We start from the raw sequence: 23,480 nt of genomic DNA on the forward strand, positions 1-23,480 counted from the left end.
GCCACTCACGAGCTAACTGGCCAGCGCTGATTCGGGAAGCTGGCCGGTGCGCCGCACATCGTCGAGCGCGGCCACCGCCACCGCGAGGCATTCCGCGGTCCACTCGGACGGCTTCGCCCGGAGCTCCTCCAGCAACGCGAGCGTCGCGGCTGTCGTCCCGAGTTCGGCCCGCCGCACGGCGAACACCAGCTCGAGATCCGTCACGTCGGTCCAGCGAGCGGCCAGATTCTCCGCGGCCGCAACGATTTCCCCGGCGATCATGTCGGTCATGTCAGTCCCCGCACCTCCGCGGGGAACCCTAACAACGCGAGATCCTTGTTACCCGATTCGGGAATCGATCAACTCTCGGTATCCCCGGGGTCAGTCCAGCGGCAGATTCAGCAGCGCGTTCTCCACCAGTTCCGGCATGGCCGGGTGGATCCAGTACTGTCCGCGCGCCATCGACCGCGCGTCGAGGCCGAAGCTCATCGCCTGGATCAGCGGCTGGATCACTGTCGACGCCTGCGGGCCGATGATGTGCGCGCCCAGCAGCTGCCCGGTCGCCGGATCGGCCAGCAGCTTCGCGAAACCGGTGGTGTCCTCCATCGCCCAGCCGTAGGCGATGCCCGCGTAGTCCTGCTTCGAGACCACAAAGGACAGTCCGCGTTCCGTCGCCTCCGCCTCGGTCAGCCCGACCGACGCCACCTGCGGGGAGGTGAACACCGCGTGCGGCACGAACCGGTGGTCGGCCTTGATGCGGTCGTCCGGATGCGCGAGATTGTGTTGCACCACACGGGCTTCGTGGTTCGCGACGTGCTTCAGCTCCAGCGGCGACGAGATGTCGCCGAGCGCGTAGATGCCTTCGACGGACGTCTGCTGGTAGTCGTCCACCACGACGTGCCCGCGTTCGGTGGTGGCGACGCCGGTGGCGGCCACGTCGAGCAGGTCCGAGTTCGGCTTGCGGCCGGTGGCGACCAGGATCAGGTCGGCCTCGACGGTCTCCGCGCCCTGCGGGCCTTCGAGATCCAGTGCGACCCCGTTGTCCGTGGTGCGCGCGCGAACCGTCTTGCGGTCCAGCCGGACGTCGAACCGCTGCGAAGCCAGCTCGGTGAACCGCGCGCTGATGTCCGCGTCCTCTTGCCGCAGCAGTGCGCCGGAACGGTTCACCATCGTGACCGCGACGCCGAACGACGCGAAGACGTGCGCGAACTCCGCCGCGATGTATCCGCCGCCGAGGATGACGATCCGCTCCGGCAGTGCGTCGAGCCGCATGATCGTGTCGGAGGTGTAGTAGCCGGTTTCGGCCAGCCCCGGCACATCCGGGAGCACCGGCCGCCCGCCCGCGGCAAGCACGAACCGGTCCGCGGTGACGACCTCGTCCGGACGGCCGTCGGAGAAGCGGACGCGCAGCTCCTTCATGCCGGTGAACCGGCCTTCGCCGCGGTAGACGTCGACGTTGCGGTTGTCCTCGTGGTTCTCGCGGTACTCCGCGCCGCCCTCGGCGATCGGGTCGATCCGGCCGAAGATCCGGTCGCGGATGTCCGGCCAGCGCACCGCGGTGAGCTCTTCGTCCACGCCGAAGCGCGAGCTGCCCGCGGGCGTCGCGGCGACGTCGGCGGCGTAGACGAACATCTTCGTCGGAATGCAGCCGACGTTCAGGCAGGTCCCGCCGAACACGCCCTTCTCGACGATGGCCGTCCGGAGGTCGGCGAACTCCGGCCCGAGGATCGAGTTTCCCGATCCGGTCCCGATGATCACCAGGTCGTAGTGCGGCACGGCGGTCCTTCCCGAAAAGCGGTCTGCTGCCAGCCTAGTCAACCCCGCAGGCCCGTCCCGGTGTTCCCGGATCACTCGCCGTTGGCTGTGAAATGCATCCGGTCGACCGGCGACTTCCACGCCCCGCCCCACTGCCAGCCCGCCCCGGCGAACGCGCGCACGACCGGGCCGCCGGCGGTGACCATCCCCGGCCGCACGTTCGCGCGGTCGACGTAGGCGGACGCCAGTTCGGGGAGGACGAGGTCGTCCTTGGTGTACGGGTTGCAGAACGGGTTGACGTCCACGGCGAGCCCGTGCGCGTGCGCGGACCAGTTCTTCTGCCCGCGCACCGGACGGCAGACGAACGCGCTGGTGTCGTTGCCGTCGCCGGTCGGCGGAGCGTCGAGTTCGGCGGGGGAGGTGATGCGCATTTCCTCGATGGGGAACTGCTGCGCGTACAACTCGCCGAACGCCTTGACCACCGCTGGAGCCGCGTCCTTGTGCACGAGCAGTTCGCCGGTGTGCGCGCGATGATCGAAGCCCCGGAAGGAAAGCGTGACGTAACGAAGGTCGGCCGACGGCACCGGACAGGCGGCCTGCCAAGTGCTGCGCTTGAGCACGGCGTCCGGGACGTCGGCGATCTTGGCGGTGTACGTCGTGCTCGCTGGCGGCGGGAGGAAGTCCTGGGTCGGCAGCGAACGGTTCACCAGTTCGGGTGGAGTCGGCAGGATCTGGCCGAAGCCGTCCGGGCGCAGCGGCAGCGGACGGGCACCCACCTGCCAGGTGACGGCGGGCGCGCTCGTCGCTGTCCGAGTTGCCGGAAGTGTCGGGCTGGCAGGTGCCGACGGCGCGGTGAACGGGCTCGGCGGGGGAGCCGCGGGGGTTCCGGTGGCACATCCGGCCAGCAGAAAGGCCGTCAGCGCGCCGGCCGTCGCGGCTGTTTTCCGTCGCATGACTCCAGCTAAGCGAATGCGCTCGGTGTATAGAGAGTCCACCCGTTCCAGTGACACCGTTTTGGGCTTGGCCCGTTTAGGGTAATCGCGGCCGTGTGTGCACGCGCCGGAGTCGGCCGATTCCCGTGCGCGTCCAGGCTGTGCTGTCGTAGTGCCGATGAAGGGAAAGCCCATGCCCGCGAAGCTCCGTCGTCCGGTCCTGCTCGCGGCGGGCTCGCTGCTCGCCGCCGCGATCGCGGTCCCGGTCGGCTCGGCCTGGGCGGCGGCGCCGTCCGACCCGGGCTCGCACGCGCAGCCCCGGATCGTCGGCGGCAGCGAAGCTTCGCTCGCCGACCACCCGTACGCGGTGTATCTCACCGACCAGAGCGGCTCGCAGTTCTGCGGCGCGGTGATCGTGAGCCCGTCCGCGGTGGCGACCGCCGCGCACTGCGCGAAAGCCCTGCCGAAGTCGTCGGTCCACGTGGTCGCGGGCCGCCAGGACAAGCGCGGCGACGACGGCGTGGAACTCGGCGTCTCGCGGGTCTGGGTCAACCCGGACTACAGCGATCCGACGAAGGGCGACGACATCGCGGTCCTCACCGTGCGCGGACGGCTGCCGTACCGCGCCGCGAAGGTCGCGGACAAGAGCGACCAGTCGCTGTACGCGGAAGGCACGCAGGCGACCGTGCTCGGCTGGGGACGGCTTTCCGAAGGCGGGCAGCGGTCGGACGTGCTGCGCAGCGCCCAGGTGCCGCTGGTCAGCGACTCCACGTGCAAAACGGCCTACGACACCTACGACCCGGCGAGCATGGTGTGCGCCGGCTACCCGCAGGGCGGCCAGGACGCCTGCCAAGGCGACTCCGGCGGCCCGCTCGTCGAAGGCGACACCCTGATCGGCATCGTGTCCTTCGGCGACGGCTGCGGGAAACCGGGCAAGCCCGGGGTGTACACGCGGGTTTCGCAGTTCTCCGACGACATCGCGGCGCAGTCCCAGGCGCGGCTGTTCGGCTGAGCTGTGTTAAGCAAGGCGATGTGACGACTCTGCACCGCGCCGCCGGGCCCGACCTCGCCGCTGCCGATCTGTACGCGATCCTCCGGCTGCGGTCGGACGTGTTCGTGGTGGAACAAGACTGCGTGTATGCCGATATCGACGGGCTCGATCTGCTTCCGGAGACGGAGCATTTGTGGCTGGCTTCCGGCACCGAGATCCTCGCGTGCCTGCGCGTCCTGGCCGAGCCGAGCGGCGGACGGCGGATCGGCCGGGTGGTGACGGCGAAGTCCGCGCGCGGCCAGGGTTTGGCAGCGCAGCTGATGGCGGCCGCGCTGGATGGTGCCACCGGCGAATTCGTGCTGGACGCGCAAACCTATGCGCAGAAGCTTTACGCGCAGTTCGGTTTCGTGGCTGAGGGCGAGGAATACCTCGAGGACGGAATCCCGCACATCACCATGCGCCGCCCGGCTTAACCGCGGGGCGCGGTCGCCGCGATCACCTTCACCGCACGGTCGACGTCCGCCTCGGACAAGTCCGCGCGGACGGTGAGCCGCAGCCGGGAAACGCCGTCCGGCACGGCGGGCGGCCGGAAGCAGCCGACCTGGATCCCTTGCTCCGCACAGGCTTCCGTCCACGCAGTCGCCGCCTGCGGCGACTGCGTCCGCACCGCGACCACGGCAGCCTCCGGGAGATCGACCGGCAGCCCGGCGTTCTTCAGCCCCATCGCGAGGTTCCCGGCGTTCTCGATGACCTTCGCCGGCAGCTCCGGTTCAGACTTGAGCACCTGCAACGCCGTCAGCGCGGCAGCGGCGCTGGCCGGGGCGAGGGCCGTGTCGAAGATGAAGCTGCGCGCCGTGTCGACGAGGTGCCGGATCACACGGCGTGGACCGACCACCGCGCCGCCTTGTGCGCCGAGGGCGTTGGAAAGCGTGAGCGTAGTGACGACGTCCGGCGCGGACGACAATCCCGCGGCGTGCACCGCACCCCGGCCGCCTTCGCCGAGGACACCGAAACCGTGCGCGTCGTTGACGACCAGCGCAGCGCTGTGCGCACGGCAAATTTCGGCGAGTTCGCCCAACGGCGCGAGTTCGCCGTCAGCGGAGAACACTGAATCAGTGACCACGATCGCGCGCGGTTTGCGCCGGGTAGCCAACGCGTGTTTGATCGCCGACGGCGTCGAGTGCTCGACGGCCGCGATGTCCGCGCGCGACAGCCGGCAGCCTTCGACCAGCGACGTGTGAACGTACTTGTCGGTGACGATCGCCGACTCGGACCCGGAGAGCGCCGTCACCGCGCCGAGGTTGGCGGTGAACCCGGCGGAGAAAACGAGCGCGGCCTGGGCTCCGCAGAAGCGGGCAAGCTCGTGTTCGAGTTCCGCGTGAAGCTCGGTGGACCCGGTGAGCAGCCGCGATCCGGTAGCCCCAGCCCCCCACCGCAACGCGGCCGCGGCGGCTGCCCCGGCGACGCGCTTGTCGCGGGCGAGGCCGAGGTAGTCGTTGCCCGCGAGGTCGAGCGTCGAGTGCTGCGCGGGCCGCGGGTTCATCCGCCGGGAGAGACCGGCCTCCGCGCGCCGCTGGCCTTCGGCTTCAAGCCAGTCGAAGACGTTCTCAGGCGGCAGCGGCGGAGTGTCAGTCACGGAGGCAGTGTCGCATCCGGCCGGGTGCCGCGTTTCCCACCCCCGCCTCGGCAGGACCGGGAAGCGGGGCGGGGCAACGGAAAGAGGCTGGTGCGGCGGGCTCGGGCCTGGCTGGGGCGGCCTCTTGGCGGGCACGGTCGGGGTGTGGCTCGGGTGCGGGGCGCGTGCTCGGCGATGGTCGCTGTGCCGGGTGCGGGCTGGCGGAGCGTGGTCCGGCACGCGACGACTCGTGGTCGGCGGCTGCTTTGTCTGGGCGTGGGCTGGCTGCCGCGCGAGGCACCTGCTCGGTGACGATCTCTGCGCCTGGACGCTCCACTCAGGGTGGGCTGGGGAGCGCGGTCCGGTGAGCGAGATCTGCCCCCCGGCGGCTGCTGTGTCGGGGCGCGGGGCCAGCTGGCACGCGAGGCATCTGTTCGGTTGCGATCGCTGTGCTGGGGTGGGGCTGGCGGGAGGTGGTGCGGTGGACGAGATCGTCGGCGACGGCCGCAGTGTCGGGGCGCGGGCTGGTGTGTGAGGCTCCTGCTCGGCGGTGGTCGCTGCGTCGGGTCCCCGACCGTTGGGTGCCGGCTGTCGAGGTGCGGCGACGCTGCGGCCCGAGGGCGAACCCAGGTCCGGCTGCTGCGGTGCGCGACCCGGCTCAGCAGGCGAAACCTGCCCGGAAACGAAGAACGGCCCCGCCGAAGCGGGGCCGTTCTCCAGGGATCGATCAGGCGTCGTGGCCGCGGCGCGGGCCGCGGCTCGGGCGCTGCGGGCGGCCGAAGCCGCCGCTGCCGGAGCGGGACTGCTGGCGGCTGCGGCTGTAACCGCCACCGCCGCGGTTCTCGCGGGAGCCGTAGCCACCTTCGCGTGCGTAGCCGCCTTCGCGACCACCCTCGCGCGAGTAGCCGCCCTCGCGTGCGTAGCCGCCTTCGCGGGAGCCACGGCCTTCGTACGAGCCGCGGTTGTAGCCGCCTTCGCGGGGACCGCGGTCCTCGCGCGAGCCGTAACCGCCGCGGTCTTCGCGAGAGCCGCCATAGCCGCCGCGGCCGCCTTCGCGTCCGCCGCGGTAGCCGCCGCCCTCGCGCGAGCCTCGGAAGCCGCCGCGGTCGCCGCCGAAGCCGCGGCCGCCGGAGCGGCGCGGGGATTCCCGGCGACGCTCCACGACCGGCTCGCCGCTCGGCTCGCGGGCGCCGGTGATGCGCGACAGGTCCTCGTCGTGCGCGCGGATCATCGTGGTCTCGGCGCGCACGCCGGCCCGGTCGGTCATCCGGCGGACGGTGCGCCGCTGGTCGTGCGTCACCAGGGTGACGACGATGCCGGACGCGCCCGCCCGCGCGGTGCGGCCCGCGCGGTGCAGGTAGTCCTTGTGGTCCGCGGCCGGGTCGACGTGCAGCACCAGGGAGATGTCGTCGACGTGGATGCCGCGCGCGGCGACGTCGGTGGCCACCAGGACCGCCGCGTGGCCTTCCTTGAAATCGGCGAGGACGCGGTTGCGCTGCCCCTGGGTCTTGCCGCCGTGCAGGGCGACCGCGTGCACGCCGCTCTCGCGCAGCCGCTCGGTGAGCCGGTCCACGTGGTGCTTGGTGCGCACGAACATGATCGTGCGGCCCTCGCGGGCGCCGATCCGGGTGATGATGTCCTGCTTGTCGGAGTGCGACACCTGGAACAGGTGGTGGTCCATGGTGGTGACGCTCGCGGTCGACGGCGCGACCGAGTGCGTGACCGGGTCGGCCAGGTACTGCCGGACCAGCTTGTCGACGTCGCCGTCGAGCGTCGCGGAGAACAGCAGCCGCTGCCCGCCGGGAGGGGTGAGGTCCATGATCTCGCGGACCTGCGGCATGAAGCCCATGTCGGCCATCTGGTCGGCCTCGTCGAGCGCGATGAAGTTGCAGTCGCCGAGCGAGGCGGTGCCTTGGCGGACGTGGTCCGACAGCCGTCCCGGGGTGGCGATCAGCAGGTCGACGCCGCGGGCGAGCGATTCCGCCTGGCGGCCGAAGGACATGCCGCCGACCGCGGTGCGGCACCACAGGCCGAGGGACTTGGCGAGCGGGGTCAGCGAGTCGGCCACCTGCATGGCCAGCTCGCGGGTCGGCACCAGCACGAGCGCGCGGGGGCGCTTCGGGCGGGCCTTGCCGCCGTCGAGCCGGGCCAGGATCGCCAGGCCGAAGGCCAGCGTCTTGCCGGAGCCGGTCTGGGCGCGGCCCAGCACGTCGCGGCCGGCCAGCGCGTCCGGGATGGTCGCGGACTGGATGGGGAACGGAGCGTCGATGCCCGCCTCGGCGAGCGCCCGCAGCAGCGGCTCGGGCAGGCCCAGCTGGGCGAAGGTCTTCACGGCGGGGGTTTCCACCGTGTCGTCGTGGAGAACGTCTCCACCGGCCGGCCGGTGCCTCGGCTTGCGCTCGGGGCGGTCCCCGCGGGAGCGGGAGGACTGGCCGGGTTCGTACGTGACTGTCACAAATGCCTCTCGGACGTGGCACGTCGCAAGGGAGGCCCGGGCTGCCCGCGCGCAGGCAGGGCAAGATGGTGTGGCGATGGGCGTTCACAGGGACGGACCCGGTGCGCCGAGCCATGGCGTGGCACACCGACGGAAATTGCTTCGGATGGCCGCGAGTCCTTCTGCGGACTGTGGAGGCGACGGACACCAACTCATCCACGCCGCCGTTGCGGTCTTGACACACTCTACCTGAGAGATCGCGGTTGCCCCGCACCCAGGTGCGCGGTTGTGGGCGGGGTCGCAGGTGTGGCCTGTCGCACACCCGCGGCCCCGCTGCGAGCCTCAGCCGAGACCGGCCGCGTTTTCCAGTTCCCGCACCAGGTCATCGGTGCCGGTGACCTGTTCGGACAGGCCGCGGCTGTGGAACCAGCCGGCGAGATTCGCGACGTCGCGGGCGAGGAATTCCCGGCCGCGCGGGTTCGCGATCACGTCGACCGCCTGGGGCAGGTCGATCACCATCAGGTGGCCTTCGTGCAGCAGGAGGTTGTACGCGGAAAGGTCGCCGTGCGCGAGTCCTTGCCCCGCCAGGAGTTCCAGCGCCGACACGGCCTGCTCCCACAGGTCGGCCAACTCGTCCGGCCCGGGCCGCAGCTGCGCCAGCCGCGGCGCGGCGGTGCCATCGGATTCGCCGAGGAACTCCAGCAGGATCTCGGTGCCGTGCCGCTGCACCGGATACGGCACCGGCGCGCCGATCGTCCACAAGCGACTGAGGACGGCGAACTCCGCCACCGCCCACTGTTCGGCGATCAGGTTGCGGCCGAACGAGGTCCGTCCGGCCATCGCCCGCATTTCGCGGGACCGGCGCATCCGCCTGCCCTCGAGATAGCCCGCGTCGCGGTGGAACAGTTTGTGCTCGTCTGAGCGGTATCGCTTGGCTGCCAGCAGAACTCCGTCTTCTCCGGGAAGGTTGCGGCGCAGCAGATGCACGTCAGCTTCCTTGCCGGTCTTGAGCACGCCGAGGTCGGTGTCGACCGCGGCGAGTTCGGTGACCACCCAATCGGGCCGCGGATGCGGACCTTGGTCGGCGTCGTCCCAGTTGGTCCATCGGTCGGCGCCGTCGGGCAGTGCGGTTTCGGTGTAGGCGTCTTCGCGAAGCTGGGCGAGGCGGACTCGCTCGGCTTCGGTGAGCCGTCCCCGGCGAGCGGGGGCGGGCCCGTCGTCGTAGCGGGGGCGACGGCGCATCCGGCGGTCGGTGTAATCGGAGGCGTCGGAAAATTCGTCGAAATCGTGCTCGCGCACTGGTGGGTTCTCCTAGATCAGGGTGCCCACCGGGCGAGCGCGTGCTCTAGCCGAGGCGGGCGGGCGGAAGAGGGCAGGACAGCGCCCGGACAAACTCCACGACGCACCTCCCTTGCTTCCGGCAGCCGACGGCAACCCGCCGGACGCCGACCACCTTGCCGCCTGCCTCGGACCCGCGCAACTGATTTAATTCGTGCCCGTCCACCGCGCGGGTGTGGTGCCGGGGAGCGTGCGGACCTTGCCCGTGCGGTCGCTCCGTCTGGGTGGACCGGTCCGCCTGACCGCGTGACTGATCTATCTCGTACCTGCCCATCGTGTGAGTGCGGTGTTGGGGAGCTTCTGGTCGTCTTCCCGGACTCGTCTGCGCGATCACGCGATCCGGGGCGGACGAGGGGTTTGGTTCGTCGGCTGTCGGGTGCATCCCGCCTGGCGTGCGAGCACGGAGTTACGGGCTTCTGGTTGTCGCTTCCGGAACTTGTCCACGCGATCGCTCCGTCTGGACGGACGGTCGGCCGGACCGCGTGGCTAATCTTTCGCGCGCCCGTCTGCCATGTGAGTGTGGTGTCGAGGAGCTTCTGGCCGTCGGTCCTAAGACTCGGACCCGCGGTCCGGGCGGGCGAAGGGCTTGGCTCGTCGGCCGGACCGCCTGACTGATCTTTTCGCCCGGTCCAGCGTGCGCGGATGGTGTCGCGGGACTTCTGGTTGTCGCGTCCGGAACTGGCCCGCGTGATTGCTTCGGCCAGGCGGGCCAGGGGGCTCAGCTTGCCGGCCGGGCCGCGTGACTGGTCATTTCGCGCCTGCCCAGCGTGCGAGCGCGGCGTCGAGGAGCTTCTGGTCGTCGCATCCGGAACTGGCCCACACGATCACGCCGTCCGGGCGGACGAGGAGGCTCGGTTCGTCGGCTGGATCGGCCACGTATGCGAGCCGGTCGTCCAAGCCGGACACGGTGAACCGGCTGTCGGGGGAGCGGTCGATGAGTACGAAGCGGCCGTCGTGGGCGTGGTCGGCCAGGCGGGTTCCGGAGGTCAGTTCGACGTCTCCGGCGATCGAGCCGACCGGGGCGGTGGCGTCGTCGGCGACGTCGTAGTGCTGCAGGATTCCGGACGACAGCGCGACGATGCGGTTCATCGCTGCGGGCACCCGGAGCAGTTCGCCGCCGACGATGGTGCGGAGTTGTTCGGTGCGTTCGTCGCCGCGCAGGAGGGCGACTTGGGCACGGGTCCAGTCGAGCACTGCTGCGCCGATCGGGCGGCGTTCGGTTTCGTAGGTGTCGAGCAGTCCTGCCGGCGCCCAGCCCTGAACGGTGGCGGCGAGTTTCCAGCCGAGGTTCGCCGCGTCGCCGAGGCCGAGGTTGAGGCCTTGGCCGCCGAGCGGGGAGTGGACGTGTGCCGCGTCGCCGGCCAGGAAGACGCGGCCGTGCCGGTAGTGCCGAGCCTGGCGTGCGTTGTCGGTGAAGCGCGTTGCCCGGCCCTGGATTCCGGTGATGGCGACCGGGACGCCGGTGACGTCGCGGACGGCTTCTTGCAGCTCTTCGACTGACACCGGGGCGTCGCGGTCTTCCGGCGGCTGGCGGAAGCGGCTGAGGAAGATGCGGCCGGGGACCGGGCCGTACGCGTAGACCCCGCGCGGGGTCCAGGTCCAGCCTGGGCGCAGGCCGCTCGCGTCTTCGAAATCGGCGATGGCCTGGTAGCCGGTCATTTCCGGATCTGTGCCGTCGAACTCGATGCCGAGTCGCTTGCGGATGACGCTCCGCCCGCCGTCGGCCGCGACGAGCCAGCCCGCGGTGAACTCGCCCGCGCTCGTTTCGACCGTCACGGACTCGTCGGTGGCCCGCACGCCTTGTACTTCGACGCCGCGCCGGAGGTCGACGCCGAGCGTGGCGCAGTGTTCGCCGAGTATCCGCTCGACTTCCTGCTGCGGCACGCCGAGGCCGTTCGACACTGCTCGGTGCGCGGCGAGCACAGGGTCGCTCTGGTCGATCAGGTCGTTGTCGAACAGGAAACCGGCGAAGTGCCCGGCGGCGAGGAACCGGCGGCCGCCTCGTTTGGCGGCCTCGACTGTCGGGCCGAATTTGCCGACCGACGCGAGGAACCGCCGCTGCGCCGCCTCCGCCGCGGGCAGCAGACCGCGCCGGTCGAGCAGCTCGGCGCTGGCGACGTTGACCGATCCGGCCTTGATGGTCGGATCCGGCTCCGCCAACCGGTCCAGCACTGTCACCGCCACGCCGCGCAGCGCCAGCTCCCCGGCGAGGAACAGCCCGGTGGGCCCGGCCCCCGCGACGATCACCTCAGTCCGCTCCATGTCGTTCTCCCCTCTACCCTTGTCCGACGGCTTAACCAAGTGTGCTTACCGAGTAAGCTTATCAGGTAAACGTAACACGGAAGGGTGGACTCATGCCCAATCGCGGCGATCGAGGCGGGGCCAAGACGCGGGCGCGGATCGCCGAGGTCGCGACCGGGCTGTTCCTGGAACGCGGGTTCGACGAGGTCACGATCGCCGAGGTCGCCGCCGCGGCCGGGGTGTCCAAGGTGACGGTGTTTTCGCACTTCGAGCGCAAGGAGGACCTGCTACTGGACCGGCTGCCGGAGGCGATCGAACTGGTGCGGTCAGCGGTCCGCGAACGGACTGGCGAGGTGGTGGACGCGCTCCGGCAGCTCGCGTTGACGCTGCAGGAAGAGGGGCATGTGCTGTCCGGCGTGGGCGGCGACATCGAGCCGCTGATGCGGACGGTCGCGGAGTCGCCCGCGCTGATCGCGCGGCTGCGGGCGTTCGGGTACGAGATGGAAGCCGAACTGGCTGCGGAACTCAGCGCGGACGCCCGGTTTTCCGGGGACGCGGCGCTGGTCGCGGCGTTGGTGGTGGCGGCTTACCGGACCGTGGCGGTGGAGACGATCCGGCGGCGGCTGGAGGGGGAGGATCTGGCTGAGCTGGGGGTGTCGCACCGGGAGCGGTTGACGCGCGCGTTCGATGTGGTGGACCGGTTGGCCAGCGGCTGAGACCAGGTCTCGCCTCGGCGGGGGATCCGGCTGCGGGCAGGTTCGGACGGGAGAAGCCGGTGCGGGAGACGGCCCCGGTCGCACCGGCTCGGAGACAACACGGAAGAGCGCGGTTCGCCGTACGCGTTCGATCGCTCGGCGAGCACCTGAGGCGACGCTAGCTCTCCGGAGTCCAGCGCCGCCTCAGAGACTCAGCCGTTGACGAACGCGAGGTGTGCCGCGTCGTAGCGCTCGCCCGCGAAGTTCTCCGGTGCGGCTACGGCTTCGATCGCGGCGAGATCGTCGGTGGTGAGGTCTACGCTCAAGGCCGCGAGGTTTTCCTCCAGGTACTGCTTCCGCCGCGTGCCCGGGATCGGCACCACGTCCTCGCCGCGCGCCTGCACCCACGCGAGTGCCAGCTGGCCGGTCGTGACCTCCTTCACGGCGGCCAGTTCCTCCAGTTTCGCCACGATCGCGAGGTTCCGGTCGAGGTTGCCGTCGGCGAAGCGGGGCTGGTAGCGGCGCACGTCGTTGTCCGCCATCGTTTCGGTGGTGCGGTAGCGGCCGGTCAGGAAGCCGCGGCCGAGCGGGGAGAACGGGACGATGCCGATGCCCAGTTCGCGGCAGGCCGGCACGATTTCGGCTTCCAGACCGCGGGTCCACAGGGACCATTCGCTCTCCAGCGCCGCGATCGGATGGACCGCGTGCGCGCGCCGGACGGTCTGCGCGCTCGCCTCGGAAAGACCGAGGTGGCGGACTTTTCCGGCTTGAACCAGCTCCGCCATCGCGCCGACGGTTTCCTCGATCGGCACGTCCGGATCGACTCGGTGCAGGTAGTACAGGTCGATGTGGTCGATGCCGAGCCGGCGGAGCGAGGCGTCGCAGGACTGGTGCACGTAGGCGGCGTCGCCGCGGACCTGGGTCGGTTCGCCGAGGCGGTTCGCGATGCCGAATTTCGTGGCGAGCACGACCTCGTCGCGGCGGTCGGCGATCGCGCGGCCGATCAGTTCCTCGTTGTGGCCGGAGCCGTAGAAGTCAGAGGTGTCAAGGAAATTCACCCCGAGGTCGATGGCGTGGCGCAGCGTCCCGATCGACTGCGCGTCGTCGGTCGCGCCGTAGCCGTGGCTCATTCCCATGCAGCCCAAGCCCTGTGCGGAAACCGCCAGTCCGCCGAGGTTCCGGGTCGGGACGTCGGTCATGGTCGCTCCTTCTGCGCTGGATCCTGTCTGTGGCGACGCTAAAGCCTGGAGCGCGCTCCGGGTCAAGCATTAGGCTCGCGGCGGTGGACTACGACGCGGTGATCGTCGGCGGCGGGCACAACGGGCTCGTCGCCGCTGCCTATCTGGCCCGGGCAGGCCAGTCGGTGCTGGTGCTGGAACGGCGTGCGGAGATCGGCGGCGCGGCGGTTTCGTTCCGCGCTTTCCCTGGCGTGGACGTCCGGCTCTCGCGCTACTCGTACCTGGTCAGCTTGCTGCCCCAGCGGATCGCGGCCGAGCTGGGTTTGGCCGTCCAGCTGCGGAGGCGGCGGATGTCGTCCTACACCCCGGCCGGCGAGACAGGTCTCCTTGTCGACACGGGCGACGACGAGCGGACCGGCGCGTCGTTCCGCGCGGTCACCGGGTCCACAAAGGACTACGCGGCCTGGCGACGGTTCTACGCCTCGGCGGCACGGGTGGCGGAGGCGACCTTCGATTCGCTGACCGAGCCGTTGCCGACGCGTGCCGAGTTGCGTCGGCGGATCGGCGACGACGAGGCGTGGACGACGTTTTTCGAGCGTCCGGCGGGAGAAACGCTGCGCGAGTTGTTCGAGGACGACGTGGTGCGCGGGGTCGTGCTCACTGACGCGTTGATCGGAACCTTCGCCGCTGCGGACGACGAACAGCTTCGGCAGAACCGTTGCCTGCTCTATCACCTCATCGGCAACGGGACTGGCGACTGGGACGTTCCCGTCGGCGGAATGGGCGCGGTCACCGGTGCGCTCGCCGACGCCGCCCATCGTGCTGGGGCGACGCTGGTCACCGGCGCCGAGGTGTTGTCGGTGACGCCGGACGGAGAAGTTCGTTACCGCGAAGGCGATACCGAACGCGTCGTGGTTGGCGGGCATGTGCTGGCGAATGTCGCGCCGCGCACGCTCGCCCGGTTGCTCGGCGAGGACCCCGCGGAGTCGCCGGAAGGCGCGCAGCTGAAGGTGAACATGGTGCTGCGCCGACTGCCTCGGTTGCGGGACGAGGCAGTTGATCCGCGCGACGCGTTCGGCGGGACTTTCCACGTCAACGAATCGTTCGCCCAGCTCGAAACTGCTTACCGGGAGGCCGCGGCGGGCCGGATCCCGACGATGCCTCCGTGCGAGATCTATTGCCATTCGCTGACTGATCCGTCGATCCTCGGCCCGGCCGAGCGAGCCGCGGGGGTGCAGACGCTGACGTTGTTCGGCCTGCACATGCCTGCCCGGCTGTTCGAGGCGGACAACGACGGGGCGCGGGCGGAGGCGTTGCGGGCCACGGTGGCGTCGCTGGACAGCGTGCTCGCGGAGCCGATCGAGGGCTGTCTGCTGCCGGACGGCGACGGAAAACCGTGCATCGAAGCCAAAACGCCGCTGGATCTGGAGACGGAACTGGGGTTGCCACGCGGGCACATCTTCCACCGCGACCTGTCGTGGCCGTACGGCGATGACGAGACGGCGGGGACCTGGGGCGTCGAGACCGCGCACGAGAGGGTGTTGCTGTGCGGGGCTGGCGCGGTCCGCGGCGGCGGGGTCAGCGGGATTCCCGGGCACAACGCGGCGATGGCGGTGCTCGGTCGACGTTTCGACGGCGGACAGGCAGGGTGAAGACATGCGCGTGATCGTGATCGGCAGCGGAATCGGCGGGGCTTCGACGGCTTACCATCTGGCGCTGCGCGGAGCGGACGTCGTCGTGGCGGACGCGGATCGGGCCGGGGTGGCGACCGACGCGGGCGCCGGGATTGTCAGCCCTTGGACGTCTTCCTGGGACGACGCCGTCTATCCGCTCGCGGCTGCTGCTGGACGGTATTACCCGGTTTTGGCGGCGGAATTGAGCGAAGCTGGGCACGAATCGTCGTACGAGGTCGTCGGCGGGATGGTGGTGTCGGCTTCCGCGGACGAGCTGACTGAGGCTTACGACCGGCTTGCCGGGCGGGTGGCGGACGCGCCGGAGGCCGGGGTTCTTGAGCGGCTTGACGAGGGACAGGCTCGGGAGCTTTTTCCGCCGTTGGCTCCGGAGTTGGCTGCGGTCCATCTGTCGGGGGCCGGGCGGGTGGACGGGCAGGTGCTGCGTCGTGCGCTGATCTCCGCGGCGATTGACCGGGGCGTTGAGTTCGTGACCGCGGAGGCTTCGCTGGAGCCTGGGTTGCGAGTGCGGGCTGGTACGGAGGAATTGGCGGGGGACGCGGTGGTGCTTGCTGCCGGGGCCTGGTCGGGGGAGGTGGCCGAGGCGCTGGGGGTGCCGGTGCCGGTGGTGCCGCAGCGGGGGCAGATCAGTCATTTCGATCTGCCTGGGGTGGAGACTGCCGGCTGGCCGGTGGTGTTGCCTCGGAGCAGTCATTACCTGCTGGCGTTTCCCGGGGGCCGGGTGGTCGCGGGGGCTACGCGGGAGAGCGGGGCCGGGTTTGATCACCGGGTGACCGCGGCTGGGCAGCGGGAGGTTCTGGAGCAGGCGTTGGCTGTCGCGCCGGGGTTGGGGGATGCCGGGCTGGTGGAGACCCGGGTGGGGTTTCGGCCGTTGTCTCCGGATGGGCTGCCGTTGCTGGGGCAGGTGGCGCCCGGGCTGTATTTGGCGACCGGGTTTGGGCCGGCGGGGCTTACGTTGGGGCCGTTTGCGGGGAAGTTGGTGGCGGAGCTGGTACTGGGGGCGGATGTTCCTGGGGAACTGCTGGCCGGGTTTGGGGTGGGGAGGTTTTCTTGAGTTCTCCCGGTCGGCTCGTCGCCCCCGCCACCCCGAAGCCACGATTGTGCTGACGGGCGGCGGGTGTGTCGGCGGCTGTTGGGGGCGTGGTCAGTCAGTGAGCAGCTCTAGGGCGTGGTCGCCGGTTTGTTCTACGGTCAGGCCCGCTTTGGCGATTACGCGTACTAGTTGGTCCACAGTGGACGGTTCGGTGCGCGAGGTCGCCAGCACTGCGGCCAGTTTTCCCTTGTAGGCCTTGTTGAAGTGGCTCACTGTGGTGCGGTTGCCGTCGCCGTCTTCGGTTACTACCCGGACGGTTACTGCGTCTGCGCGCAGCTTCGCGAAGGCGGCGTACGTGCCGGAGCGGAGGTCTACTAGCAGGCCTTCGACGTTCTGCAGTACTGGTTCCAGGACTGGCTTCCACAGGCCTCGTACGGTGCCCAGCGCGGGGACCGTGTTGCCGCCGGAGAGGCGGTAGGCGGGGATGGGGTCGGTGGCCGCTACGACGCCGAACAGGGACGACGTCACGGCCAGCCGCTGTTGTGCTTTCGCCAGTCCGGCGCGGGTGAAGCTCTTGATGTCGAGCGCGTCGTAGAGAACGCCCGTGTAGCGGCGCAGGGCGGGCATCGTCGGGGAGGTCCAGAGCTGGGCGTTGCGGGTGACCTCGTCCGCTTGGCGCGCGGAGATGCCCAGCGCGGCGAGGCTCGCCGGGACGTCGGCCGCGAGTTCCACGAGGGCGTCGGCCAGTTTGGCGCGCACCGGGTTCAGCTCGGGGAACGACAGGGCGTCCAGGTCCAGCGGCGCGCCTTTGCCGCCGTCGGCCTTGGTTTCTGAAGGGGGGAGGAGCACCAGCACCCCCGGAGCGTAACCGCCGGGTAATCCAGGTGCGGCGGCCGTGTGCCGCTCCTTACTCTGGCTCGCATGGAACTCACCTGGCGCCCGCTCACGCTCGCCGACGTCGAGGCCGTCACCCGGCTCTGCACGGTCGCGGAGGAAACCGACCGGACCGGTGAGCATTGGGACGAGGGCGACGTGCGCCAGGAGATGTCGGGCCCGTCGGTCGATCTGCCTGGCGCGAGCGTCGGAGCGTGGGACGGTTCGCGCCTGGTGAGCTACGCACTGGTCATCCCGCGTGACGCCGCCGAGCCGGTGCACCAGCCGCACGTGGCGTCGCTGACCGACCCGGAGTACCGGACGGACGAGGTCGCCTCGATGCTGACCGAGTGGCTCGTGCGCACGGCCCGCAGCGTCCACGCCCGGCACTTCCCGGACGCGGAGCTCGAACTCCACGCCGGCGCGCACGAGAACGAGCAGTGGTACCTCTCGCTGCTTGAACGCGGCGGGTTCAAGCAGGAGCGCACCTTCGTGGAGATGCGTGCGGACCTGACCTCGCTGCCTGCCGCCCCGCCGCTCCCGGACGACCTTCCGCTGGCCGCCTGCGAGGAGCGCTACGACGCCTTGGTTCTCGACGCGCGCAACGCCGCGTTCGCTGGTCACTGGGGCAGCACGTGGCTCTCGGCCGACGAGTGGAAGCACCGGTTCCGCGGCAACAAGGACTTCCGGCCGGACTTGTCGTTCCTCCTCCTTTCTCCGGAACGCGACCGGGTGGTGGCGTTCGTGATGTCGTCGTTCTACGAGGCGGACGCACTGGCGACGGGCGTGCGGGAGCTGCACGTCAACTACGTCGGGACCGTGGCGGAGGCCCGCGGGCGAGGACTGGCGTCCGCCCTGCTCGCCCACACCCTCGAAGCCGGTCGCGCCGCCGGCTTCGAGAGGTCGTCGCTGTCGGTGGACGTGGACAACACCCATCGCGCGCTCGCGGTGTACGAGCGGTGCGGATATCGGACGGCTGAGCGGAATTACGGGTACGTTCTGCCGCTCACCTGACCCGGCTCACCTGACCCGCTCGGCTGACCCCGCTCGGCCGAGTCCAGCGGGGTACGTCGCCGTCCGCCCCACCCGCGCTCCGCGCGCCCTCAGCCCGAGCCAGCCGCAGTCACCCAGCCCGGGCACGTCTCATCACGTCCTCAATGCGCCCCCTTCTCCGACACGCAGAACACGTTCCCCTCCGGATCCTCCAGCACCGTCCACTCCAGCCCGGGCGCCGAATGCTTCCCCAGCTCCACCGCGCCCAGCCCCACGAGCCGCCGGACCTCCGCCTCCCGGTCGTCCGCTCCGAAGTCCACGTGGACGCGGTTCTTCCCGGACCGGGGCTCCGGCACCCGCTGCAACCCCAGCCGGGGCCCGCCCGGCGCCGGGCCCTCCAGCATCACGAACTCGCCGTAGTCCGCGGCCACCGAAACGCCCAGCGCCGCCGTCCAGAACTCCGCCAGGCGCTGCGGCTCGGCGCAGTCGACGGTGATCATGCCCATCTCCAAACCCATGCCCGCACGCTAACCGCGACCACCGACAAAAACGGCGGCCGCCGATAACCCGCATGCGTCGCGGCCAGGGGGTTGACTACTCTGTGCGAAACGTCTAAAGCCCGCTCAGCGCAGGGAGTCCCCAGTGATCACCAGGATGTCGTCGTTGTTCCTCCGCACGCTGCGCGAGGATCCGGCGGACGCCGAAGTGCCCAGCCACCGGCTGCTGGTGCGCGCCGGCTACGTCCGCCGGGTCGCCCCGGGTGGTTACTCGTGGCTGCCGCTCGGGCTGCGCGTGCTGCGCCGCGTCGAGGAGACCGTGCGCCAGGAAATGAACGCGATCGGCGCGCAGGAGATCCAGTTCCCCGCGCTGCTGCCCCGCGAACCCTACGAGGCCACGAACCGCTGGACCGAGTACGGCGACAACCTCTTCCGCCTCAAGGACCGCAAGGGGGCCGACTACCTCCTCGGCCCGACCCACGAGGAGCTGTTCGCGCTCACCGTGAAGGGGGAGTACAGCTCCTACAAGGACTTCCCGGTCACGCTCTACCAAATCCAGACCAAGTACCGCGACGAGGCGCGTCCCCGGGCGGGCATCCTGCGCGGGCGCGAGTTCGTCATGAAGGACTCGTACTCCTTCGACCTCGACGACGAGGGCCTCGAGCGCTCCTACCAGGCCCACCGCGACGCCTACATCAAGCTGTTCGACCGTCTCGGCCTCGAGTACGTCATCGTGGCCGCCACGTCCGGCGCGATGGGCGGTTCGGCGTCCGAGGAATTCCTCGCGGTCGCGGAGAACGGCGAGGACACCTTCGTCCGCAGCACCGAATCGGGTTACGCGGCGAACGTCGAAGCCGTCGTCACGCCGATGCCCGCCGCCCGTCCGCTCGAGGGGTTGCCCGAGGCGCAGGTCCACCACACGCCGGACACGCCGACCATCGAGACCCTCGTCGCGTTCTTCAACGCCGCCGGGCTCGGCCGCGAGTTCACCGCGGCGGACACGCTGAAGAACGTCCTGGTCAAGACGCGTCAGCCGGGCGCGAAGGAGTGGGAGCTGCTCGGCATCGGCGTCCCGGGCGACCGCGAGGTGGACTTCAAGCGGCTCGAAGCGGCACTCGAACCCGCCGAGGTGGAACTGCTCGAAGAAGCCGACTTCGCGAAGAACCCGTTCCTCGTCAAGGGGTACATCGGCCCGAAGGCGTTGCAGGAGAACGGGGTCCGCTACCTCGTCGACCCGCGCGTGGTCGAGGGCACGGCCTGGCTGACCGGCGCCGACCAGCGCGACCACCACGTGCTCGACCTGGTCGTCGGCCGCGACTTCACCCCGGACGGCACGATCGAGGCCGCCGAGGTTCGCGAGGGCGACGCGTCGCCGGACGGGCACGGCACGCTCGTCGCCGCGCGCGGCATCGAGATCGGGCACATCTTCCAGCTCGGCCGCAAGTACACCGACGCCTTCGAGGTCGACGCGCTCGGCCCGGACTCCAAGCCGGTCCGGATCACCATGGGCTCCTACGGCGTCGGCGTCTCCCGCCTGGTCGCCGTGCTCGCCGAGCAGAACCACGATGAGCAGGGCCTCGTGTGGCCGCGCGAGGTGTCGCCGTTCGACGTGCACGTGGTCATCGCGGGCAAGGACGAGACGGTGCGCGAGGGCGCGGAGAAGATCGCCGCCGAACTCGACGCCGCCGGTCTCGAAATCATCCTCGACGACCGCAAGGCGACTCCTGGCGTGAAGTTCGCCGATGCGGAGCTGGTCGGCGTCCCGACGATCCTCGTCGTCGGCCGCGGCCTCGCGAACGGGCTGGTCGAGGTCAAGGACCGGCGCACTGGCGAACGCGAGGAAATCGCCGTCGACTCGGTCGTCGACCACCTCGCGAAGCTCGTCCGCGGCTGAAGCCGGTGGGCTGGTTCGGACGCAACCGCCGCGACGACGGCGGGTACCGGGACAACGCCGCGCTGAGCGGCTTCGGCGGGTACGAGCCGTCCGACGCGCCGAAGTTCCCCAGCGCCGGGTACGGGAAAACCGACCCGGTGCCGGGGCCGTCCGAACCAGCCCCGCAGCCGCGGGAAACTCCGGCTGAACCGGACCCCATGCGGCAGACCCTCACCCCGGCACAGCTCCGGCGATCCACGCCCCGCAAGGTCAACCTCCGCCTGGTCAAGGCGGTCCCGATCGTCATCCTGATCGGGGTGTTCGGCTACAACGCCTTCTCCGGCAAGAGCCACCATTCCGCCAGCACGGACGACACTCCGCGCGCCCCGTACACCTATCAGCCCGACCCCCGGGTCGTCGTGCCGCCGGTGGTCGCGGGATGGCAGTCAGTGGCGAGCAAAGACGGCAGCTACGCGTACGACGTGCCGCGGTCCTGGGAACCGGCTCCGACCACGCTGCACGGCTGGGACCCGGCCGCTGGATCGCCCGGCATCAACCTGTCCACCAGCGCGTTCCTCGGCAAGGGCAGCTGCAAGGAAGACCCGGTCGGCCAGGTCGGCGGCGCTGGCTTCACCACCGAGAAGACCAGCGACGCCGCTGAAGCCGCCCGCAAGGCCGTCGCTGACCTGGGCGTCAGCGCGTACACCGGCGAAGGCGCTCCGGCCGCGAAGGTGACGCCTGGTGCGCCGGAGAAGGCCGAAGTCAAGATCGAGAACGAAAGCCGCGAAGGCACGCTCGTGGTCGCCGACGTGGTGCCGAGCAACGCGCCGTGCCAGCCGCGGAGTGTGCTGGTCGGGGCGCTCGCGCTCGGCGCCGGCGAAAAGTCGGCTGTGCTGGTCGCGTATTCCGAACAAGGCCGCCCGGGCTCCGCGTCCCGGGACGACCTCGTCCGGATCCTGCACAGTTACCGCGGCGTTCCGGCCGCGGACCGGTCCACGACCACGCCGCCGCCGACCACGCGCTGACGCCGCAGCGCCAGCTTCGCGAAGTCCATCAGCCCGGCGTTCGGCAGATACGCGCGGCCGAGCGCGATCCCGATCCGCGGCAGATCGGCCTCGTCTCGGTAAGCGAGGTACAACGGCTCGTGCCGCGGCTGGAACTTCGCCTTGAACGCGTGCAGGGAACGGAATCCGTAGTACGGCTCCATCATCGAGCCCAGCGCGTCCAGCATCCGGTCGACCATCTGCCGCGGCGTGCTGTCGTTGCTGCGGACCAGCGGCGCGCCCGAGAGCGACACGAACTTCGCGCCCTCCTCACGGAACGCCAGGCACGTCGAGGCGATCAGGAATTCCATCACCGGCCGGAAACCGCCCGCGCGGCGGCGCATCACGTCGAGCGTCCAGCCGCCGACCTCGCCGTCGCCGGTGTGCACCGGCAGCCACGACGTCACGCCGTGCACCGTGCCGTCCGCGTCGACCGCGAGGCCGACCCGCGTCGCCGGGTCCATCGCCTGGTCCACGCCGCCGAGCGTGAAGCCCATTTCCGGAAGGCCCTTGTCACAAATCCATTCCTCGGACAGCGCCCGCACCTGTTCGCGAATCGACCACGGCTGTTCGGCCAGCCGCACCAGCCGGAACTCGATCCCGTCCTTCTTCGCGCGGTTCAGCGCGGTCCGCACGTCCTGCCAGGCCTTGCCGCGGAACTGAAGGTTTTCCAAGTCCACCAACGTGTCTTCGGCGACCTGCACGTGCTTCCAGCCCAGCTTCTCGGTCTGCGCGACGGTCCCCGCGGTCGCGGAGAAGACGCACGGCACGAGCCCGGTGTTCTCGCACATCGCGGAGAACTCCCGCAGCGTGCGGTCGCTCGTCCCGTCCGGGGCGACCGGGTCGCCGAGCGCCACCGCGACGCCGGCGTGCCGCTGGTACGCCAGGTACGACGTGCCGTCGGAGGCGACGAAGTAGGTGTTCTGCGGCCAGGTCGTCATCCACGAGATGGTGCTGCCGCCGTTGCGGCCCAGCAGAAGCCGGGCGAAAGCCGGGTCCGGCCCGCCGCGGAAGAGTTTGCGCCGCCTGCGCCGCGAGGGCACGCGGAACGCGCGCCGGGCCGAGATCAGCAACACGAGTTCGACTGTCCACAGCAGATTGTCCACGATGAACAGCGGCGGGCTGCTGAGGTCGTAGTCCTCGCGGATCAGCTGCGTGATCGCGACGAGCCCGGCCAGCACCGCCATCTGCGACGCGGCGAGCACGCACAGCGCGATCGCGCACCGCCAGGCGAACCGCGAACCGCGGCGCAGCCCGTTGAGGATCGGCACCGCGACGATGCACAGCGGGAGAAGTTCGTTGCCGGACAACGAGATCGAATCCGACGATCCGAACGGCCCGTCGCCGGGGACCAGCCACATCACCACTTCGGCGACGACCAGCAGCACCAAACCGGCCGACGCGAGCAGCCGCCATTCGCGCAGCGACGGCTTGTTGGCGTTGCGTGCGGCGGGCCCGGCGAGCCGCCGGCCCAGCGGCAGCGCGAGAACGAGCGCGAAGAAGTGCACGAGATCGGCGAGCGTGCCGACATAGACGATCGCTACCCCGGCGTACACGCAGAGCCCGGCTCGCAGGCGCAGCCGCCATGGCGTGCGCAAGGTCGCGCTGGTGATGGCGATCGCGGCGAGCGCGCCGCCGGAGAAGCCGACGTCGAGCGTGCCGGAGATCCGGTCGGCCCACGCCCAGCCGGAATTGCGGGAAAGCTCGAGGAACTGCACCGCCACGACCGTCGACACCAATTGCCCGCCGATGGTCACCGCCATCGCCCGCCGGGTGCCGAGGTGCCATTCGGCGAATCCGGCCATGAGCGCGAAGCTGCCCGCCATCGGCAGGTAGAACCACGGGCGCAGGGCGTAGAACGGCCCGGTGAACAGCGTCCACCAGCGGCCGTGTTCGAGCGAGGGAAGGCCGTAGGCGTAATAGTGGAAAGCGTGCTGGTGCTCGGCGGCGTGCCACAGCGAACCAGTCGCGACCCCCACGATCAAGATGGCGAGCACGACGGTCGTCGTGAACGGAATCCGGTGCCACAGCACTGCTAGCCGTCCGCGTGCTTCTCCGGCCGTGAGGCCGGTTCCCCCCTGTGCGATCGTCATGGGGAAAGTTTGGCGCGGCGATCTTAAGCGGTCATCGGCCGTCGGACCTACTTCTCCCCCTAAGGGACTGCTACCCCAGGGGGACCCGACCCTGGCCCCAAGGCTGACCCCCGGCGTACGGCAGCACGCTCACCAGCGGAAATGGGCTGGCATTCGGCTAATTGGCGGCGTATCCGACCCGGAACAGGGGTTGACGCCCAATGCGCTCGAACGAGTGATCCCGGTC

19 protein-coding genes are annotated in these 23,480 nt (G+C 70.4%); 8 read left to right on the forward strand and 11 right to left on the reverse strand.

The window, feature by feature from the left end:
* Positions 1 to 12: 12 nt before the first annotated feature.
* From H4281_RS43220 to H4281_RS43230, 3 genes are all read right to left on the reverse strand, one after another.
* On the reverse strand, positions 13 to 270 hold the full coding sequence (locus H4281_RS43220; RefSeq protein WP_182896644.1) for a hypothetical protein: 258 nt from the start codon (positions 268 to 270) through the stop codon (positions 13 to 15).
* Between the two features lie 90 nt (positions 271 to 360).
* Positions 361 to 1,755 carry a mycothione reductase gene (locus H4281_RS43225; RefSeq protein ID WP_182896645.1) on the reverse strand — a complete coding sequence of 465 codons (1,395 nt, stop codon included), beginning with the start codon at positions 1,753 to 1,755 and terminating at the stop codon, positions 361 to 363.
* A gap of 71 nt (positions 1,756 to 1,826) precedes the next feature.
* Complete coding sequence (locus H4281_RS43230) at positions 1,827 to 2,687, reverse strand: M15 family metallopeptidase (protein ID WP_220508728.1); 861 nt, start codon at positions 2,685 to 2,687, stop codon at positions 1,827 to 1,829.
* A gap of 172 nt (positions 2,688 to 2,859) precedes the next feature.
* Here H4281_RS43230 and H4281_RS43235 point away from each other — a divergent pair, with 172 nt between their 5' ends.
* Positions 2,860 to 3,678 (forward strand): S1 family peptidase, encoded by an 819-nt coding sequence (locus H4281_RS43235; RefSeq protein ID WP_182896646.1) that lies wholly within the window; start codon positions 2,860 to 2,862, stop codon positions 3,676 to 3,678.
* Between the two features lie 20 nt (positions 3,679 to 3,698).
* Complete coding sequence (locus H4281_RS43240) at positions 3,699 to 4,130, forward strand: GNAT family N-acetyltransferase (RefSeq protein ID WP_182896647.1); 432 nt, start codon at positions 3,699 to 3,701, stop codon at positions 4,128 to 4,130.
* Here the strand turns inward: H4281_RS43240 and H4281_RS43245 are convergent.
* From H4281_RS43245 to H4281_RS43260, 4 genes are all read right to left on the reverse strand, one after another.
* Positions 4,127 to 5,293, reverse strand: a complete 1,167-nt coding sequence (locus H4281_RS43245; protein WP_182896648.1) for an 8-amino-7-oxononanoate synthase — start codon at positions 5,291 to 5,293, stop codon at positions 4,127 to 4,129. The genes H4281_RS43240 and H4281_RS43245 overlap by 4 nt on opposite strands.
* Positions 5,294 to 5,999: 706 nt before the next feature.
* Positions 6,000 to 7,727 carry a DEAD/DEAH box helicase gene (locus tag H4281_RS43250; protein ID WP_182896649.1) on the reverse strand — a complete coding sequence of 576 codons (1,728 nt, stop codon included), beginning with the start codon at positions 7,725 to 7,727 and terminating at the stop codon, positions 6,000 to 6,002.
* Positions 7,728 to 8,048: 321 nt separating this feature from the next.
* Positions 8,049 to 9,005 (reverse strand): serine protein kinase RIO, encoded by a 957-nt coding sequence (locus tag H4281_RS43255; RefSeq protein WP_182896650.1) that lies wholly within the window; start codon positions 9,003 to 9,005, stop codon positions 8,049 to 8,051.
* A gap of 786 nt (positions 9,006 to 9,791) precedes the next feature.
* Positions 9,792 to 11,306, reverse strand: coding sequence for an FAD-dependent monooxygenase (locus H4281_RS43260; RefSeq protein ID WP_182896651.1), 1,515 nt, complete (start codon positions 11,304 to 11,306; stop codon positions 9,792 to 9,794).
* 92 nt (positions 11,307 to 11,398) lie between these two features.
* On the opposite strand from H4281_RS43260, the gene H4281_RS43265 reads away from it, so the two are divergent.
* Positions 11,399 to 12,001 (forward strand): TetR/AcrR family transcriptional regulator, encoded by a 603-nt coding sequence (locus H4281_RS43265; protein ID WP_182896652.1) that lies wholly within the window; start codon positions 11,399 to 11,401, stop codon positions 11,999 to 12,001.
* Positions 12,002 to 12,192: 191 nt separating this feature from the next.
* Here H4281_RS43265 and H4281_RS43270 read toward each other — a convergent pair whose 3' ends face one another.
* On the reverse strand, positions 12,193 to 13,179 hold the full coding sequence (locus tag H4281_RS43270; protein ID WP_182896653.1) for an aldo/keto reductase: 987 nt from the start codon (positions 13,177 to 13,179) through the stop codon (positions 12,193 to 12,195).
* Positions 13,180 to 13,262: 83 nt separating this feature from the next.
* On the opposite strand from H4281_RS43270, the gene H4281_RS43275 reads away from it, so the two are divergent.
* Positions 13,263 to 14,810 carry a phytoene desaturase family protein gene (locus H4281_RS43275; protein ID WP_182896654.1) on the forward strand — a complete coding sequence of 516 codons (1,548 nt, stop codon included), beginning with the start codon at positions 13,263 to 13,265 and terminating at the stop codon, positions 14,808 to 14,810.
* A gap of 4 nt (positions 14,811 to 14,814) precedes the next feature.
* Entirely contained in the window at positions 14,815 to 15,903 is a 1,089-nt protein-coding gene (locus tag H4281_RS43280) for an NAD(P)/FAD-dependent oxidoreductase (RefSeq protein ID WP_182896655.1), read from the forward strand.
* Positions 15,904 to 15,993: 90 nt separating this feature from the next.
* On the opposite strand, the gene yaaA is transcribed toward H4281_RS43280, so the two are convergent.
* Positions 15,994 to 16,737: a peroxide stress protein YaaA gene (gene yaaA, locus H4281_RS43285; protein ID WP_182896656.1), complete on the reverse strand. Its 744-nt coding sequence runs from the start codon at positions 16,735 to 16,737 to the stop codon at positions 15,994 to 15,996.
* Between the two features lie 66 nt (positions 16,738 to 16,803).
* Between yaaA and H4281_RS43290 the strand changes: the two genes are divergently transcribed.
* Positions 16,804 to 17,769: a GNAT family N-acetyltransferase gene (locus H4281_RS43290; RefSeq protein WP_182896657.1), complete on the forward strand. Its 966-nt coding sequence runs from the start codon at positions 16,804 to 16,806 to the stop codon at positions 17,767 to 17,769.
* A gap of 140 nt (positions 17,770 to 17,909) precedes the next feature.
* Here the strand turns inward: H4281_RS43290 and H4281_RS43295 are convergent, their stop codons facing one another.
* Entirely contained in the window at positions 17,910 to 18,266 is a 357-nt protein-coding gene (locus H4281_RS43295; protein ID WP_182896658.1) for a VOC family protein, read from the reverse strand.
* Between the two features lie 124 nt (positions 18,267 to 18,390).
* On the opposite strand from H4281_RS43295, the gene H4281_RS43300 reads away from it, so the two are divergent.
* Complete coding sequence (locus H4281_RS43300; RefSeq protein ID WP_182896659.1) at positions 18,391 to 20,139, forward strand: proline--tRNA ligase; 1,749 nt, start codon at positions 18,391 to 18,393, stop codon at positions 20,137 to 20,139.
* A gap of 5 nt (positions 20,140 to 20,144) precedes the next feature.
* Positions 20,145 to 21,143 carry a DUF8017 domain-containing protein gene (locus H4281_RS43305; RefSeq protein ID WP_182896660.1) on the forward strand — a complete coding sequence of 333 codons (999 nt, stop codon included), beginning with the start codon at positions 20,145 to 20,147 and terminating at the stop codon, positions 21,141 to 21,143.
* On the opposite strand, the gene H4281_RS43310 is transcribed toward H4281_RS43305, so the two are convergent.
* Positions 21,083 to 23,254, reverse strand: coding sequence for an MprF family protein (locus H4281_RS43310; protein WP_182896661.1), 2,172 nt, complete (start codon positions 23,252 to 23,254; stop codon positions 21,083 to 21,085). The two genes, H4281_RS43305 and H4281_RS43310, sit on opposite strands and share 61 nt — an antisense overlap.
* Positions 23,255 to 23,480 lie beyond the last annotated feature (226 nt).

The organism is Amycolatopsis dendrobii (genome assembly GCF_014145675.1).
Taxonomy (GTDB): Bacteria; Actinomycetota; Actinomycetes; order Mycobacteriales; family Pseudonocardiaceae; genus Amycolatopsis; species Amycolatopsis dendrobii.